13 protein-coding genes are annotated in these 15,892 nt (G+C 62.3%); 5 read left to right on the top strand and 8 right to left on the bottom strand.

What is annotated here, in order from left to right:
* Positions 1–40: 40 nt before the first annotated feature.
* Positions 41–967 (bottom strand): lysophospholipase, encoded by a 927-nt coding sequence (locus M1E12_RS10180; protein WP_479564613.1) that lies wholly within the window; start codon positions 965–967, stop codon positions 41–43.
* 248 nt (positions 968–1,215) lie between these two features.
* On the opposite strand from M1E12_RS10180, the gene ettA reads away from it, so the two are divergent.
* From ettA to metF, 3 genes are all read left to right on the top strand, one after another.
* On the top strand, positions 1,216–2,865 hold the full coding sequence (ettA, locus tag M1E12_RS10175; RefSeq protein WP_113460777.1) for an energy-dependent translational throttle protein EttA: 1,650 nt from the start codon (positions 1,216–1,218) through the stop codon (positions 2,863–2,865).
* Positions 2,866–3,009: 144 nt separating this feature from the next.
* Complete coding sequence (locus tag M1E12_RS10170; RefSeq protein WP_479564612.1) at positions 3,010–4,017, top strand: ArsR/SmtB family transcription factor; 1,008 nt, start codon at positions 3,010–3,012, stop codon at positions 4,015–4,017.
* On the top strand, positions 4,018–4,926 hold the full coding sequence (metF, locus tag M1E12_RS10165; RefSeq protein WP_479564611.1) for a methylenetetrahydrofolate reductase [NAD(P)H]: 909 nt from the start codon (positions 4,018–4,020) through the stop codon (positions 4,924–4,926).
* Between the two features lie 519 nt (positions 4,927–5,445).
* Here metF and M1E12_RS10160 read toward each other — a convergent pair.
* From M1E12_RS10160 to M1E12_RS10145, 4 genes are all read right to left on the bottom strand, one after another.
* Positions 5,446–6,630 (bottom strand): lytic murein transglycosylase, encoded by a 1,185-nt coding sequence (locus M1E12_RS10160; protein ID WP_479564610.1) that lies wholly within the window; start codon positions 6,628–6,630, stop codon positions 5,446–5,448.
* 71 nt (positions 6,631–6,701) lie between these two features.
* The gene (locus M1E12_RS10155; protein ID WP_113460781.1) at positions 6,702–7,481 is read right to left on the bottom strand and encodes a glycoside hydrolase family 25 protein; all 780 of its coding nucleotides are present in this window, start codon (positions 7,479–7,481) and stop codon (positions 6,702–6,704) included.
* Between the two features lie 134 nt (positions 7,482–7,615).
* Positions 7,616–8,284, bottom strand: a complete 669-nt coding sequence (locus M1E12_RS10150) for a class I SAM-dependent methyltransferase (RefSeq protein WP_479564609.1) — start codon at positions 8,282–8,284, stop codon at positions 7,616–7,618.
* Positions 8,281–9,531, bottom strand: a complete 1,251-nt coding sequence (locus M1E12_RS10145; RefSeq protein WP_479564608.1) for a BtaA family protein — start codon at positions 9,529–9,531, stop codon at positions 8,281–8,283. The genes M1E12_RS10150 and M1E12_RS10145 overlap by 4 nt, the downstream gene beginning before the upstream one ends.
* A 139-nt stretch (positions 9,532–9,670) precedes the next feature.
* Here M1E12_RS10145 and M1E12_RS10140 point away from each other — a divergent pair, with 139 nt between their 5' ends.
* Positions 9,671–11,242: a putative bifunctional diguanylate cyclase/phosphodiesterase gene (locus M1E12_RS10140; protein ID WP_479564607.1), complete on the top strand. Its 1,572-nt coding sequence runs from the start codon at positions 9,671–9,673 to the stop codon at positions 11,240–11,242.
* Between the two features lie 91 nt (positions 11,243–11,333).
* Positions 11,334–12,701, top strand: coding sequence for a serine hydrolase domain-containing protein (locus M1E12_RS10135; RefSeq protein ID WP_479564606.1), 1,368 nt, complete (start codon positions 11,334–11,336; stop codon positions 12,699–12,701).
* 9 nt (positions 12,702–12,710) lie between these two features.
* Here M1E12_RS10135 and M1E12_RS10130 read toward each other — a convergent pair whose 3' ends face one another.
* The 3 genes from M1E12_RS10130 to M1E12_RS10120 all read right to left on the bottom strand — a co-directional run bounded on the left by M1E12_RS10130 (position 12,711) and on the right by M1E12_RS10120 (position 15,681).
* On the bottom strand, positions 12,711–13,652 hold the full coding sequence (locus M1E12_RS10130; protein ID WP_479564605.1) for a transglycosylase SLT domain-containing protein: 942 nt from the start codon (positions 13,650–13,652) through the stop codon (positions 12,711–12,713).
* A 132-nt stretch (positions 13,653–13,784) separates the two neighbouring features.
* Positions 13,785–14,420 (bottom strand): LysE family translocator, encoded by a 636-nt coding sequence (locus M1E12_RS10125; RefSeq protein WP_479564604.1) that lies wholly within the window; start codon positions 14,418–14,420, stop codon positions 13,785–13,787.
* Between the two features lie 46 nt (positions 14,421–14,466).
* Positions 14,467–15,681, bottom strand: a complete 1,215-nt coding sequence (locus M1E12_RS10120) for a pyrophosphate--fructose-6-phosphate 1-phosphotransferase (RefSeq protein ID WP_113460788.1) — start codon at positions 15,679–15,681, stop codon at positions 14,467–14,469.
* Positions 15,682–15,892 lie beyond the last annotated feature (211 nt).

Genomic DNA, 15,892 nt, shown 5'->3' with positions numbered 1-15,892 from the left:
TCTCATGGCATCATTCCGTTTCGGCAAGAACTCGCCGGCGTCAGGGGCCGAGATTGTCGAGCCAGGTCAGGAAGTCGGTGATGGCCTTTTCCCGGCCGACCTCGTTCAACGTCTCGTGTCGCATCCCTTCATAGACGGTTGTTTCGACATCGGTCATGCCGATGTCGAGCATGCGCTGCCCGAGCCAGCGGATTTCCCGGCCGTTGTTGGTCGCCGGATCTTCCGCGCCGCCGACAAGGTAGACCGGGAGCCGCTGCGTCAGGCGCGCCAGCCGTTCGGGGTCTGCGCCCGCAAAAGTCAGCCGGAAGATGTCACGCCACATCGAGACGCTCGCATCGAAGCCGCAGAGCGGATCGGCGATATAGGCGTCGACTTGCCCGGCGTCATGGGAGAGCCAGTCGAAGGCGGTCCGATGTCCCTTGATGGCGCGCCCCCAGACGGCAAAGGTCGCCTTCGGCAGGATCATCGAGGGGACGTCCGAGCCTTTCAGCATCTGCTCGAGGGACAGCACGCCCTGGGCGAAACGACCCGCGAGGCCGGGATTGAAGTTGGAATTCCAGATCGACAGCGCGTGGAACGCCTGCGGATGCTCCGTCGCGACATTCAGCGCAATCAAGCCGCCCATGGAATGACCAAACAGGATCACGGGGAGGCCGGGATGGCTCTGCACCGCCAATTCCCGCATGGCCATGACATCGGCGATGACCTTGCTGGTGCCGCCCTTTCTGGCGAACGAGCCGAGTGCCGCGTCCGGTGCCGTCGTTTCGCCATGGCCGCGATGGTCATGGGCATAGACGTGGTAGCCCCTCTCAGACAAAGCGGTGGAGAAGGCTTCATAGCGCCGCGAATGCTCGGCCAGACCATGGCAGATCAGCACGATACCGCGTGCTTTCATCGCGGAAGGCTGGTGGTGATAGGCGAGGCGGGCGCCGGAGGGCGATTCGTGAAAAGCTGGAACTGAAAACATTTGGTTCTCCCGATGTCACGATAGGAGGCCATTTCTCGGTCGCGCGCAATACCGGCGGCGCCTCTCGGGCTTATCCTTGCTCTTCTCGGCGGCCCGAAGCCGATAAGCGAGACAAGGTCGCCAACAAAGTCCCCGCCGCTTGGGAGAACTGCTGTATTTCTCGGTGGTTTTTCGTGCGCCGCATTGCCCCTCAGGCGCAATTCGCCTACATAGCGGGCCAATTCCCATTCCCGCCGGAGCAAGACCCCATGGCACGCCAGTTCATCTATCACATGTCGGGACTTAGCAAGTCCTACGGCGCCAAGAAGATTCTCGAGAATATCCACCTCTCCTTCTATCCCGACGCGAAGATCGGTATCCTCGGCCCGAACGGCGCCGGTAAGTCGACCGTGCTGCGCATCATCGCCGGCCAGGACAAGGAATACACCGGCGAAGCCTGGCTGGCCGAAGGTGCCACCGTCGGTTACCTCGAGCAGGAGCCACATCTCGATCCGAACAAGAACGCATTCGAGAACGTGATGGAAGGCGTGGCCGACAAGCAGGCCGTGCTCGACCGTTACAACGAACTGATGATGAACTATTCCGACGAGACCGCGGAAGAGGGTGCCAAGCTTCAGGACATCATCGACAGCCAGAACCTTTGGGACCTGGAGCAGCAGGTCGAAATGGCGATGGAAGCGCTTCGCTGCCCGCCGAAGGATGCCGACGTGACCGTGCTGTCGGGTGGTGAGCGTCGCCGTATCGCGCTCTGCCGTCTGCTTCTGTCGCAGCCGGATCTGCTGCTGCTCGACGAACCGACCAACCACCTCGACGCCGAGACGATCGCCTGGCTCGAAAAGCATCTGCGCGACTATCCGGGCGCCGTGATGATGATCACCCACGACCGCTACTTCCTCGACAACGTCACGGGCTGGATCCTCGAGCTCGACCGTGGTCGTGGCATTCCCTATGAAGGCAACTACTCGGCCTACCTAACTGCCAAGGCCAAGCGCATGCAGCAGGAAGCCCGCGACGAAGCCGGCCGCCAGAAGGCGCTGTCGCGCGAACAGGAATGGATTGCATCGAGCCCGAAGGCACGTCAGGCCAAGTCCAAGGCGCGTATCAAGGCTTATGAACAGCTCGTCGATGCGGCGGAAAACATCCGCCCCGGCGACGCCCAGATCATCATCCCGGTCTCCGAGCGTCTCGGCCAGGTGGTCATCGAGCTCGAAGGCATCAAGAAGGGCTTCGAAGGTCGCACGCTGATCAACGATCTCTCGATCAAGCTGCCACCGGGCGGTATCGTCGGCATCATCGGCCCGAACGGCGCCGGAAAGTCGACGCTGTTCAAGATGATCACCGGTCAGGAAAAGCCAGATGCCGGCACGATCCGCATTGGTGACACCGTCCATCTCGGCTATGTCGACCAGAGCCGTGATGCGCTCGATGGCAACAAGACCGTCTGGGAAGAAATCTCCGGCGGTGCCGAAGTCATCAAGCTTGGCAAGTTCGACATGAATTCCCGTGCCTATTGCGGCGCCTTCAACTTCAAGGGTGGTGACCAGCAGCAGAAGGTCGGCAACCTCTCGGGCGGTCAGCGCAACCGCGTGCACCTCGCCAAGATGCTGAAGGCCGGTGGCAACGTGCTGCTGCTCGACGAACCGACCAACGACCTCGATACGGAAACGCTGGGTGCGCTCGAAAGCGCGCTCGAAGCTTTTGCCGGCTGCGCGATCATCATCAGCCACGATCGCATGTTCCTCGACCGTCTGGCGACGCATATCCTCGCCTTCGAAGGTGACGGTCATGTCGAGTGGTTCGAGGGCAATTTCGAGGACTACGAGCAGGACAAGATCCGCCGTCTCGGCCCGGATGCGCTGAACCCCGGCAGCCAGGCCTACAAGCGCCTGACGCGCTGAGCCGTCGGCAGTCGAACAATCGAGGGTCGGGCCGCAAGGTGCCGGCCCTTTTTGCTGACCTCGATAATTCCACGGCAAGTTTCGCTTGCATCACCATCAGATCAGACATAAAGATATCTTTATGTGGTTATTGCGGTGGTGCAAATGAGACTCGGTGTCGATACTCTGGTGGAATTGCTGAAAGCGGCAGGTGAGCCAACCCGCCTGCGTCTGCTGACACTTCTGGCATCGGGCGACCTCACGGTCACCGATCTTACCGAAATTCTCGGCCAGTCGCAGCCCCGCATCTCACGCCACCTGAAGCTGCTTGCAGAGGCGGATCTCATCGATCGCTATCAGGAGGGCGCCTGGGCCTATTTCCGCCTCAAGCAGGAAGGGGCCGGGGCCGAGCTGGTTCGCGTGCTTCTCGATGCTGCAGAAGCGAGTGATCCCGTCCTGCAGCGGGATCGCGACCGGCTGACCGCCGTCAAGCGCGCACGCGCCGAACGGGCACAGGCCTATTTCAGCCGCAACGCATCGGAATGGGACGAGCTTCGGCGACTGCATGTCAACGACGCCGATGTCGAAGCTGCTCTGCTCAGCGTCGTCGGCACCGAGGCGGTCGATTCCATGCTCGATCTCGGTACGGGTACGGGTCGGATCCTCCAGCTCTTGTCGCCGCGCTATCGCCGCGCCATCGGAATCGACGCCAGCCGAGACATGCTCGCCGTCGCCCGATCCAATCTGGACAAGGAGGGCATTCTGTCGGCCAGCGTTCGTCATGGCGACATCCTGAACCTTCCCCTCGACGCCAGCGATTTCGATCTCGTCACCATTCACCAGGTTCTGCACTTCCTCGAAGAACCGGAATTGGCGCTTGCCGAGGCGGCACGCATGCTGAAGCCCGGCGGGCGGCTCGCGATCATCGATCTTGCGCCGCATGATCACGAGTATCTGCGGGACGAGCATGCCCATGTCCGCCTCGGTTTCTCGCACGGCGCCATGGCCGAATGGCTCGGACGGCAGGGGCTCTCGGTCGAGGACGTGATCGATCTGCCGCCGGAGAGCGCGGCCGGGCGCGGACTGACCGTCACCATCTGGCTGGCGCGGCGGGCAGCTGCTCCCGCGGCAACCACCCAGGACCAACCTCTTGCCATGACCGGGAGCAGATAAATGACAAAGACCGAACGCCCGATCACCAGAACGTCCGAGCTCAAGATTTCCTTCGAGTTCTTTCCGCCGAAGTCGCCCGATATGGAGGCGCAGCTCTGGCAGACCGTCGAAGCGCTTCAGCCATACCAGCCGGACTTCGTCTCCGTGACCTATGGCGCGGGTGGCACCACGCGCGAACCGACGCTTTCGACCGTGAAGCGTCTCATCGATGACACGCCGCTCGCCACGGCCTCGCATCTGACCTGTGTCGGTGCGACGCGCGACGAGGTCCGTGCCGTTGTCGAAGAGTTCGAGGCCGCGGGGGTGCGCCATTTCGTGGCGTTGCGCGGCGATCCGCAAGGTGGCGTCGGGACACGCTATGCGCCGCATCCGGGCGGCTACGTCAACGCCGCCGATCTGGTGTCGGGCCTGCGGGAGATGGGCGATTTCGAGATCTCTGTGTCGGCCTATCCCGAGCGTCATCCGGAGAGCGAGAACGATACCGTCGATCTCGACATGCTGAAGCAGAAGGTCGACGCGGGTGCAACGCGCGCGCTCACCCAGTTCTTCTTCGATAATGATGTCTATGAACGCTACATGGAGCGTGTGCAGGCAGCCGGGATCAATATCCCGATCGTGCCGGGCATCATGCCGATCCAGAACCTCACGCAACTGAAGCGGTTCGCCTCCATGTGCGGAGCCAGCATCCCGTCGTTCCTCGATGCACGCTTCGAAGGTTCGGAAGGGGATGCACAGGCGCGGGCTGCCATCGCTGCCGACCTCGCTGCCGAACAGATCGCGGACCTTTCGCGCCGTGGCGTCCAGGAGTTCCACATCTACACGATGAACCGTGCGCCGCTGACGATTGCCACACTCGATCGCCTCGGCGTGTCACCGAAGGCCGGCAGGGTCTCCGGCGCGGCCGCCTGAGCCTGTCCAAGGCGACATTTGCGGACATGAAAAGAGGCGCATGACGGTCCGTGTCATGCGCCTCTCATTCATTTTGAAATCATGGTTGCTGGAGAGGCCTTGTTCGGCCAACCCATGGGTTGGTTCATTTCACCCTGTGTCAGATGAACAGCATCGTGGCTACGAAAACAAACGCTGCACCTACGATCAGGACATTGATAGAATTGGTCAGTCCCATGTGTGCCTCCTTGCGTTGACCGTTAGATATTATGTCCGATTTGTGTCGGCGCAAAGCCAATTCTGTGCTGCGCTGCGGAAACAGCCGGTGGATAACCTATCGGAAATGACAAATGAGCGTTTTAGAACAAGATCTTGCTGGTGCTCTCGGCCTGTTAATGAAGTTTAACATCCGTGAGGGTTTGAGGGCTCAAATTGCCTCTCTGCTGCGCTGGGAGAGGTCACGCTCAGGTTTTCCAGATCGCACGAAAAGGCCGGGGCAGCGATGCCGCCCCGGCCTGACCGCCGATCCGCAGACTGGTTTCAGAGGGCGTTGAGAAGCGTCGGCGTCGGCCAGCCGTCTGCAGGCAGGCCTACGCGCTGCTGTTCCTTCTGGACGGCGACACGCGTTCCAGCGCCGAGAATGCCGTCGATCTTGCCGACGTCATGGCCGAGGCCCTGCAGCTTGGTCTGCAGCGCCATCATCTGGTCGACGTCGAGGCCAGGTTCTGGATTGCCCTTCTGGTAGACGGGCGCGCCGCCGAAGCGCGTGGCGAAATAGGCGGCCGATGTCGTGTAGATGAAGGACTGGTTCCATTCGAGATAGATGTTGAAGTTCGGATAGGTGATAAAGGCCGGGCCCTTGCGGCCCTGCGGGAGGACCAGCGAGGCGGGCAGGCCAGCGAAGGCCGTGTTTCCGTCGCGTGGCTGAACGCCAAGGGCGAACCACTCACCTGCGGTCATTGCGCCATCGAGACCAGATTTTTCGAAGGGCAGGTTCTCCGGGATCGTCACTTCCTGGATCCAGGGTTCACCTTGCTTGAAGCCGAGATGCTGGATGAACTTGGCAGCCGTCAGGATCGCGTCCGGGCTGCTCTGCTTGACATTGACATGGCCGTCGCCGTCGCCATCGATCCCGAACTCGATGATGTCCTTGGGCAGCATCTGAACCTGACCGATTTCACCGGCCCAGGCGCCGGTGTTGCTGGCCGGCTCGAGATCGCCGTGCTCGACCATCTTGATCAAGGCCAGCAATTGCGGCCGGAAGAGCTCCGGACGGCGGCAGTCATGGGCAAGCGTGACGAGGGCATTGCGGGTGTTGAAGTCGCCCTGAACCGCACCGAAGTCGGTTTCCATCGCCCAGAAGGCGGTGATGACGCCTGGCGGGACGCCGTATTCCTGCTCTGCCCGGGCGAAAACGTCGGCATATTCCTTGATCTTCTGGCGGCCGATGTCGAGGCGCGCCTGGCTCACGGTCCGGCCGGAAAATTCAAGGAAGGTCTGGCGGAAGACGCCCTGCGACCGGTCGCGGGCGAGAACCTTCTGATCGATCTGCGCACCGGCGAGCGCCTTGTCTGCAATCTCCGGGGGCGTGCCTGCAGCGACGGCTTCGGCCTTCACGCCTTCGAGGAAGGTCCCGAGGTCCCCGCCGCATTGCTGCGCCTGGGCAAGGCCAGTGGTCGCGAGGAGCAGTGTGAGGGGAAGCGCGTGACGCAGGGCTTTTTTCATCAGTCGGTCCTTCGAGTTTGGCGCGCGGTCGCGCCGAGCGTTTCTCAGGAGCCTCTAGCCCCGGTTTGCGATCATTTCGAGACGGAAGAGACCCAATTCTGCCAGTTCTTCTGCGTGCCGGCAAAGACGTTGATGTCCGTCTCCCCGCGGATACCGGGAATCACGCCGGTAGAGGTGTATTGCCAAAAGGCCCAGCGGCGGCCGGGGTAGATCTCGCTCGGGTGCTGCGCGACGGCGCGAACCCAGAAGTGATGGTCCTTGAAGGCGCCGTCCAGGTTCTCTCGATGGAAGTCGACGGAGGTGTAGATGATCGGCCGCTTGCCATAATGGGCTTCGATGCGCTGCATGAAGCGCTGCATTTCGCTGCGCACGGTTGCGGCATCCGGCCGAAGGCGGCAGGTGGGCGAACTCGGGTTCCATTCGACGTCGAGAACGGGCGGCAGAAGATTTGCGTCGCGCGGAACGTTCTGGATAAACCAGTCCGCCTGATCGTCCGCTGATGAGCAGAAGTAGTAGAAGTGGTAGGCCGCGTGGGGGATGCCGGCTGCCTTGGCACCCTCCCAATATTCCCGGAAGCGCGGATCGATCCGATCCTTGCCTTCGGTTGCCTTGATGAAGACAAAGGAGATGCCCGATTTCTTCACCTGACGCCAGTCGACATCGCCGTTCCACTTGGAGACGTCGATGCCATGGACCTCATGGCGATGCGGGGTCTTGCCGTCGAAATGCTGAGGATCGGTGTCGTGAAAGCGGGGCGAGACGGCACTGGTCTCAAGCAGATCATAGGACCCGGAGGTGCAAGCCGTGACGGCAAGACAAGCGGGCAGGAGGAGTATCGAAAGCCATCGCATCAAGGATCTGCATTCCTTCCGGGATTATGAAGAGGCTGCATGTGGGTGCCACCACAACGCGCGCAAGGACAGGCAAGAGCCTCGTCCATCATTGTCAAAACCGGAGCGTATGCAATCGTGCTTGCGCGAGGCCGTCAGCGCGTGAGAACCGCGTGCCAGGCATAGCCACGCCAGAGGGGCTCGAATGTGAGGTGCAGGTTATGCGCCATGGCACGCTGTTCGAGTGCTTCCTTCAGGTCCGGGCGCGGCGTGACCTCGAAGCGGGCAAGCCATGCCTGCAGACCCCGGCGGAACCAGCGAGGCAGGTGCTCCTGCTGGCCGAAATCGACGATATGCAGGGACCCGTCAGGGCCGAGCGCTTCGATCCCCCGATCGATCGATGCCTGCCAGTCGGGGATCATGGAGAGCGCATAGGAAATCATCACCCGGTCGAAATGGGGCTGACCAAAATCGCTGGACGAAAAACTCGTGGCATCGGCGACCTCCAGCTTAGGCGGAGAGGCATCGCCCTCGAACTTTTTGCGTGCCGTTGCGAGCATTTCCGCAGAGATATCCAGACCGAAGAGGCGGGCCGTCGGGAAGTGCCCTCTGGCGAGCGCGAGGTTGCGCCCCGTGCCGCAGCCGATCTCGAGCAGCGAGCCGCCGTCGGGCACGTTCAAGCCTGCAATCATCCGGTCGCGGCCGAGCAGATAGTATTTCCGGCTCAGGTCGTAGATGTGGCGCTGATAGCGATACATCCGGTCCATGCGGCTCGCATGCTCCAGCGAGCCGTCCGTTGCGAGGAGGCCGGCTCGCGTGCTCATGCGGGGCGCTTTTCGTAGATGTGGAAGCCGCCGTAAATGGCTGAGCGGTCCTGGCGATTGAGGGCCTGCGAGCGCTCCGCCTGATATTGCCACTGGGCCAGGAGAGCCGGGGAGAGTTTGCCGTTGAGGATGCTCTCTTCGGCGGCTGTTCGGAAGATCACGCGCGCGCCCTCGGAGGCGGTTCGGGTAATCTCGGTCCAGAGATCGTTGAGCTGGCGCTCGTTCATCCAATCCTGGGCGTCGAGGAGCACGAAGCGGTCGACGCTGCCGGCGGGCTTTTTCGACAGGAGTTCGGTGAAGTTCGCATGATGGACGGTCACGCGCTCCGCAGTGTCGCGGATTGCCTGGTAGTGCCGCTCCTGCAGGTAAGTGGGGAGCGTGCCTTCCTCCGGCTTCGGATAGCGGCGCATGAAGGCCTGCCAGGCGAAGTAGTTGTCCCGGAGCAGGAAATGGCAGCACAGCTTTTCCAAGCGATGACGCAGGACCGGTGCGATCGTGCCATCATCGGCAAGGGTCGCGAGTTCGTCATATTGCTGCGGCGGGATGCCGAGACCGAAGAGCGAGCTCTTGCGGCGCGTCAGCCAGCGGATCAGCGGCTTGTCGAAGAGGGGGGCGATGCGGTTGTCGAAGAAAAGCCGCTGTTCGCGCAAGGACCTGGTTTCGGCGAGCTCTTCCAGCCTGACGCCGTGGCTTCGCGCAATCACATGGCCGATGGTGATGAAACGCCCGAGGAGCCCGGTGCGATAGATGTTGCGGTTGAAGACCGTGATCCGCCGGCGCCCGGTGATCCCGCGCGTCTCCCAATAGCGACGCGTCGCCGAATCGAGATTGGGCGCGAGATGCCGGTCATACATGCGGACATTCGTTCGGATCATCTGGTCGCCAAGCAGGCGGCGAACGGAGGCGTGGTCCGGCAGATGACGGAAGGCAGCGAGCTTCAGGCGGTTCAGAGCGACATGATTCGGATTGAGATCGACGACATCGATGGATGCGGGGCGGCGGCTGAGATAGGCGAGCATGTTGCAGCCGCCAGAGCCTATGGTGACGATGCGGTGGCCCTCGGTCAGATCCATCGCCTGCATGTCGACCTCTGGGTCTTCCCAGATCTGGGCATAGACGAGGCCTGAGAAGAGCAGGCCGAAGAGCCGTTCCGAGAGACCTGCCGGCGACAGGGCGGCGTGCTGGAGAAGCGCGTCCTTCAGCTTCTCGTTTCCACGAAATCCGGCATCGGGTGCAAGGTCTGTCATGTCGTTCCGCCGTCCTTTTGGGTTTCACGGCGTGTAGCTTTTGCTTGCTACAGTTTGATGACGTCAGCTCCGCTGGCCGGTAACCGATTTTTTATGCATTTAATACAAATTATCACCAGTTATTTTAGGGGTGTTTAACATGATGTTAAGTGAAATCCCATTCGGGAGGCGGCTTCGTTACAGTCTCGCGGGCTTTGCGGGCGGAGCTGTCGCGCCCGCCGCCATGCTGGTGCCGGTCGTCGCGAGCGGCAATTTCGGTGCGTTCTCCACAGATCTTCTTGGTCATTGGTCCGCGCTCGGCGCCCTTGCGCTGCCTCTGGTCGGTGCGGCGATCGGTTGGCGAATCGCTGCCTGGGAAGCCATCCTGCATGAGCGCATTCTGCGTCTCGAAGGTGGGACGCAGGAGCTCGAGGCAGCTTCGCGCGTCGACCGGCTGACGGGGCTCGGCAATCGCCAGGCTCTCAATGATACGCTTGCTACGCTTCTCAAGGCCGGCAAGGCTTGCTCCGGCACACTCCTGCTGATCGACCTCGACCGTTTCAAGTATGTCAATGACACGCTCGGTCATGAAGCAGGCGACGGCCTGCTGCTTGCCGTTGCCAATCGGCTGCGCGAGGCAGCGGGTGAGGGTGCCTTGCTGTTCCGGCTGGGAGCCGACGAGTTCGCGGTCATCCTGCCACAGGCCCAGCGGCGCCCGGTCGCCGAATTCGTCTGCCTCGAGATCGAGCACGCCCTGGCGCAGCCGTTCGAGCTCGCCCATGGTCGGATCATGGCCGGTGCGAGCATCGGGGCGACACTGCTGTCCTCGGCAGACCGCGACGTCGCCGCCCCGAAGCAGCGCGCCGATCTCGCGCTCTACCGTGCCAAGGAGATCTTCGGACCAAGCCACGCCTTCTATGATGAAGCGTTGGCGCGTGAGGTTCTGGAGGGATTGGAACTGGAGCGTGATCTGTCGCGCGGTTTCGTCGATGGCGAATTCTATCTCGAATACCAACCGATCGTCGGGGTCGAGAACGGCGATGTGCGATCGCTCGAAGCGCTGTTGCGTTGGCGCCACCCGAAGCGCGGGCTGGTCACGCCCGATGTCTTCATACCGCTCGCCGAGAAGACGGGCATTATCCAGGTCATTGGAAAATGGGTGGTTCAGCAAGCCTGTGCGGCGGCGGTCACCTGGCCGGCGCCGACGGGCGTCAGCGTCAACGTGTCAGGCGATCAGTTCAAGGATCCCAATTTCGTGGCGCATGTGCTCGATTGCCTCGTGGAAACCGGTCTGGCGCCCGAGCGGCTGACGATCGAGGTGACGGAAGCGGTCTTCTCGGTCGATATTGATCTCGTCTGCCGCAGCCTGGCGGAGCTGCGCGCCAGTGGCGTCCGGGTCGCGCTCGATGATTTTGGCACCGGCTTCTCCTCGATCAACAATCTTCGGCTCTTTCCACTCGACGAGCTGAAGATCGACCGGTCGTTTGCCGGGCAGATGCTGGAGACGAGCCAGGGGGCAAAGCTGGTGGACCTGATGCACAAGCTTTCGGAGACGTTCCAGATCCGCACCACGATCGAGGGGATCGAAACCAAGAATCAGCTGGATTTCGTCAAGCTTCTCGGGATCGGCGAGGCACAGGGCTTCCTCTTCTCAAAGCCCGTGGGTGCCGCTGAAGCGCTCAATTATCTCGAGGCGCGTCTGCGTCAGTCCGAGCCTCTCCCGAGCGCGTGAGAGGTTCCGGGATAACCCGACGAACCGCGCGCCTGCATCTTCCGTCTGTCACGCTTTCCTGCTTCGATGGCGAGACGTAGAGGAGATGAGCATGCAGAGAGTGGTGAAGTGGTTGGTGCGGCTGGCGATTGGCCTGGTCTTGCTCCTCGGTGTCGCGATCGGTCTGCTCGTTGCCTTTCCGCCTGAGCTTCTGCGTGTCGGCACAGGCTATGCGGCAAAGATCATCTGCTCGAACGTGTTGATCGCCGGGCGCGATGCCGACGAAGTGCTGCGGGACGACGTTCAGGCGCCGGGACATCCGTTGCTGCGGCTCGTGCGCGCGGAGGTCGATCTTGACCGGGGGCTCGTGCACACATCGCTCCTCGGGCGCATTGCGCCATCCGTTGCCGTTCATCGTCCGGGTCTTGGATGCACCCCCGTGGACGAGGACGGCATCGAGGTGGCAAGCCGGCTTTCCGCTCCTGTGCCGGAAGCCGACACAGCTTCGTCAGACCAGCCATGGCCGGAAGGGCAAGCGGTACCAGCGGCCGATCCGCGTCTGCAGGAAATTCTGGCTGATCCGGAGATGATCGGGCCGGCGGCCCGCGGGGTGGTGGTCGTCAAGGATGGCCGCATCGTCGGCGAAACCTACGGCCCCGGCTTCAACGAGAACACGCCGCTCCTCGGCTGGTCGATGACCAAGACGGTGACTGCTGCACTCGTCGGCCTGCTCGCTTCGGAGGGCAGGCTGGATCTTGATGCCGACCAGCTCTTCGCCCAGTGGTCGGGTGATGCGCGGAACGAGGTCAAGCTCTCGAACCTGCTTGCCATGGAAAGCGGGCTTAGCTTCAACGAGAATTACGGCGACGTGACCGATGTCACCCGGATGCTCTATCTGGAGCGCGATATGGCGGCCTACGTCGCATCGCTCCCAAGCGAGGCTGCGCCTGGAAGCCGTTTCAACTACTCGTCCGGCGAAACGGTCCTGATCTCGCAATACTGGATGTCGCGCTTTTCGGATCGCTCGGCGGCGCTCGCCTTCCCGCGGGAGGGTCTCTTCGATGTCATCGGTATGAGCAGCGCAGTGCTGGAGGCAGATCCGACCGGCACATTCGTGGGCAGTTCCTACCTCTACGCAACGGCACGCGACTGGGCCCGCTTCGGTCTCTTGATTGCGCAGGGCGGTCGGTGGGGTGACCGCCAGGTCATCGCGCCTGAGTTCATCGAGCGCATGAAGCGGCCGACGGCTGCGTCCGGAGGCGACTACACGGAGGCGCAGGCCTGGCAGAATGGTCCCGGAGGCAAGGACAGCGAGTATGGTCTGCCGGAGGACGCGGTCTGGATGCTTGGCCATGACGGTCAGTCCGTCGCCATCATCCCGTCGGAAGGTCTGGTGGTGGTGCGGCTCGGGCTCACGCCCCGCAATCTCGACTTCAGGCCACAGAGGCTGGTCCAGGCGGTCCGCGACGCGCTGCGCTAATGCAGACCCTTACTGGGTGAGGTGCAGCAGACCCTTGCGCTTGGCGTCATAGTAATAGCCGCGTGCATAGAGGCGGACTGCCTGATCGTGATCGTTGTCGGCAACGATATAGGCGCCCCGCAGATACTTCACCGCGTATTTGATGTTGGTCTCCGCATCGAAAAGCCCGTCGGCTGATCCGTCATAGCCCATGGCCTTGGCCGTGTTGTAGCGGATCTGCATCAGCCCGTAATTGCCCTTGCTGTAGGCGGCCGGATTGTAGCGGCTTTCGCGATGGACAACGCGATGGACGAGATCGACCGGGACCTCGTAGAGCTTCGAATATTTCTCGATCAGCGCGTTGAGACGCGTCGGTCCAACCGTCTCCGGCTGACGCTCCAAGGGCGGTGCGCCCGGCGGCGTGATGTCGAAGGGGTCGCCGAAGCTTGTGAGCGCCGTCGCGCGCAGCGGTGCGGCATAGGCAAGGACGACCGGTTGCTGTTCCGCCGGCGCAACGGCCGCTGTGGCTGCAACAGCTGACGTTGCCGGTGCAATGCCTGGTGGGTTGAGCGTTGCTTCGGTCGAGGCTGCGGCGGCTGCCATCTGATCAGCGCCGGCCGTTGTCGGCGCCGGGCTCGTGACCATGGCCAGGGCGTCGGTCGCGGCGGTCTGGGGGGCGGTCGCAGAAAGCGCGGATGCCTTCAGGGCCGGGATCGGGGCTGCCGTCTCGGTTCCCGGGATCATCGGAGCGGGGCCCGGATTTGCGGCCGCAAGTTCGGCCTGCGTCATGGCAGGCGTCGTCGCCGCTTCCGCGGCGGCGGCCGCAAGCATTTCAGGTGATTTCGGATTGGCAACCGGTGCGGAGGCAAGATCTGCCTTGACGCTGTCGTCGATCGCTGTGCATCCGCCCAGTCCAGCCAACAGTGAGGCAGCCATACACAGAGCGATGCCGCGGTCAGTTCTGACGTTCATGCCACTATCCGTTACGTGATGCACGCGAAGGCCAGAGCAAATCACCAGGCGCTTCGTTTCCATTTCTTAATCTATGCCCGGGATTGCGGCAAGCTTACGGCCGGAAAGGCAGCCTTTCGACACCAATGCCGGTCAAGCCGCGATCTTGCGATAGCCTGCCGTAACGGCCTTGGCTGCGATCAGAACCGTGCCGCCGGAGCGGTTGATCGTCCGGCGAACCGCATGTTTTCTGATGGTTTTCCGGACTTTATCCGCCATGAGGGCGTAGATGAGGGACGTCGCCGCCGTCATCAGGATGAAGATCGAACCGAGAGCAATCGCCTGTGGCAGGAAAGCCATGGTCGGGTTCAGGAATTGCGGCAGAAGTGCGGCGGCGAGCAGGCTGCTGCGTGGATCCTTCAGCTCGCTGCCGAAGCAATGCGCGATGACTCGCAGCGGCTTTTCTTCCGGCAGGTTGTCATTGTCCGCGATGAGCGCGCTTCCCGCCGGCGCGCGCCAGAGCCCGAGGGCAAACAGCATGAGCAAGACGAGGCCGATCCACTGCAGGACGACAAAGCCTGACGGTGATGCCCTCAGGACGAGGAACGAGAGGCCGAGCACCAGCGCGACCGGAATTGCGGAGCCAAGCGTGACTCCGGTCACCGTTGCGAAGGCGCTCTTGCGGCCATGGGCCATGGCATAGGACAGGACCAGCCGTTTCGACCGACCGGGCACCAGCAGAAAGGTGGCCGCGACGACAGCGAACAGGATCCAGGTAGGGTAGGGCATGGCAGTCACTCCTCAATCAAGAGGAAGCCAGCTTTCCGCCGTAAGGTCAATGGAGTGGACGGTACTTCTGGCCGAGATAGTCCATCACTTCTTTGAACCATGGCGTATGCAGATCGAACGGCTTGCCACCCTTGATGCGCGGGAACTCGATGGTGCGCAGGCGACCGCCCTGATCCTCGTCGTGACCTGTCACTCCGGAGACCTTGTTGAGGCCGCTTTCGACCGCAAGATCGACCATGCTCTGGATGAGGCGGAGATCGTCGTAGTTGGCGGGTGCAGAGCGGGCATAGTAGCCCGACTTCTGGACCATCGACCGGTCGGCATCGAGAAGCTTGGCGAAATGCTTCTGGAACCAGTTGCCGACATTGATCGTGTCGAGCTTCACATGGCCGAAGGCGTCGCGCTTGATTTCTTCGCCGGCGGCCTCACGGTCGGCGACGATCTCGTCCATGCAGGCACCTTCCGAGACGAACAGGGTCACGAAACCGGTGCGGTCCATGATGTCCTTCAGGCGGGCGGCTTCGCCATCCATGTCGAAGTGAGTCTCCGGCAGGTAAAGGCCATCGATGTTCTTCAGCTCCTGGTTCATCATGAAGCCTTCGATGTATTCGTTATGCTTGGTGCGCTGCATGTAGGCGCGCGCCGTGGCCGCCGTCAGCCAGCCGCAATGGCGACCCATGACCTCATGGATGACGAGCGTGCGCGGCGAGGCGCTCTGTTCGTTCGACACATGGTCGAAGAAGCGGGCGCCGACCTCGGCAGCCGTCCACGCGCCGAGCGTCTGCTTGATCGGGTAGACGTCGTTGTCGACCGTCTTCGGCAGGCCGACCACGGTCAGGTCGTAGCCGTTCGCGCCGAGATAGGCGGCGAGGTCGGCAGCGGTGGTGTTGGTATCATCGCCACCGATCGTATGCAGGATGGTCACCCCGTCGGCGGCGAGCCGTTCGGCCGCGACGCGCAGTGGATTGTCGCCTTCCTTGACGAGCCCGCGCTTTACGCAGTCGGCGACATTGGTGAGTTTCACGCGGCTGTTGCCGATCGGGGAGCCGCCATAGCGGTGCAGGACATGCGCCTTCTCGCGCATCTCCTTGGTGATCTCGATCTTGTAGTCCATCAGCAGCCCGCGAAAACCGGACTTGTAGGCGACGAGCTCCACATCGGGGGCGATGTCCGTATAACGCTCAATCAATCCACCCACGGCGGACGAGAGACAGGGCGCGAGGCCCCCGGCGGTCAACATCGCGACTTTCTGCTTGGCCATCGATCCTCCTCGGGCATCACGCAGCCCGGCTACTGGGTGTTCGGGTGGCAAATGGATGCGACAGCGGGTGGCGGCTGTAAAGCGAAAAATTCAAGAAAAACGGGCATTTCGTCGGGCTGAGCCCTGACGCGGCGGATATAATCGTTTCAATTCGGCAGGCGGGCGTGTGGCCGACTGTGGATAAGCCCCGAGCGGGTGTTCGACCGTATGC

The sequence above is a fragment of the Rhizobium sp. K33 genome, from assembly GCF_056501445.1.
This window is presented reverse-complemented; position numbering and strand designations above follow the sequence as displayed.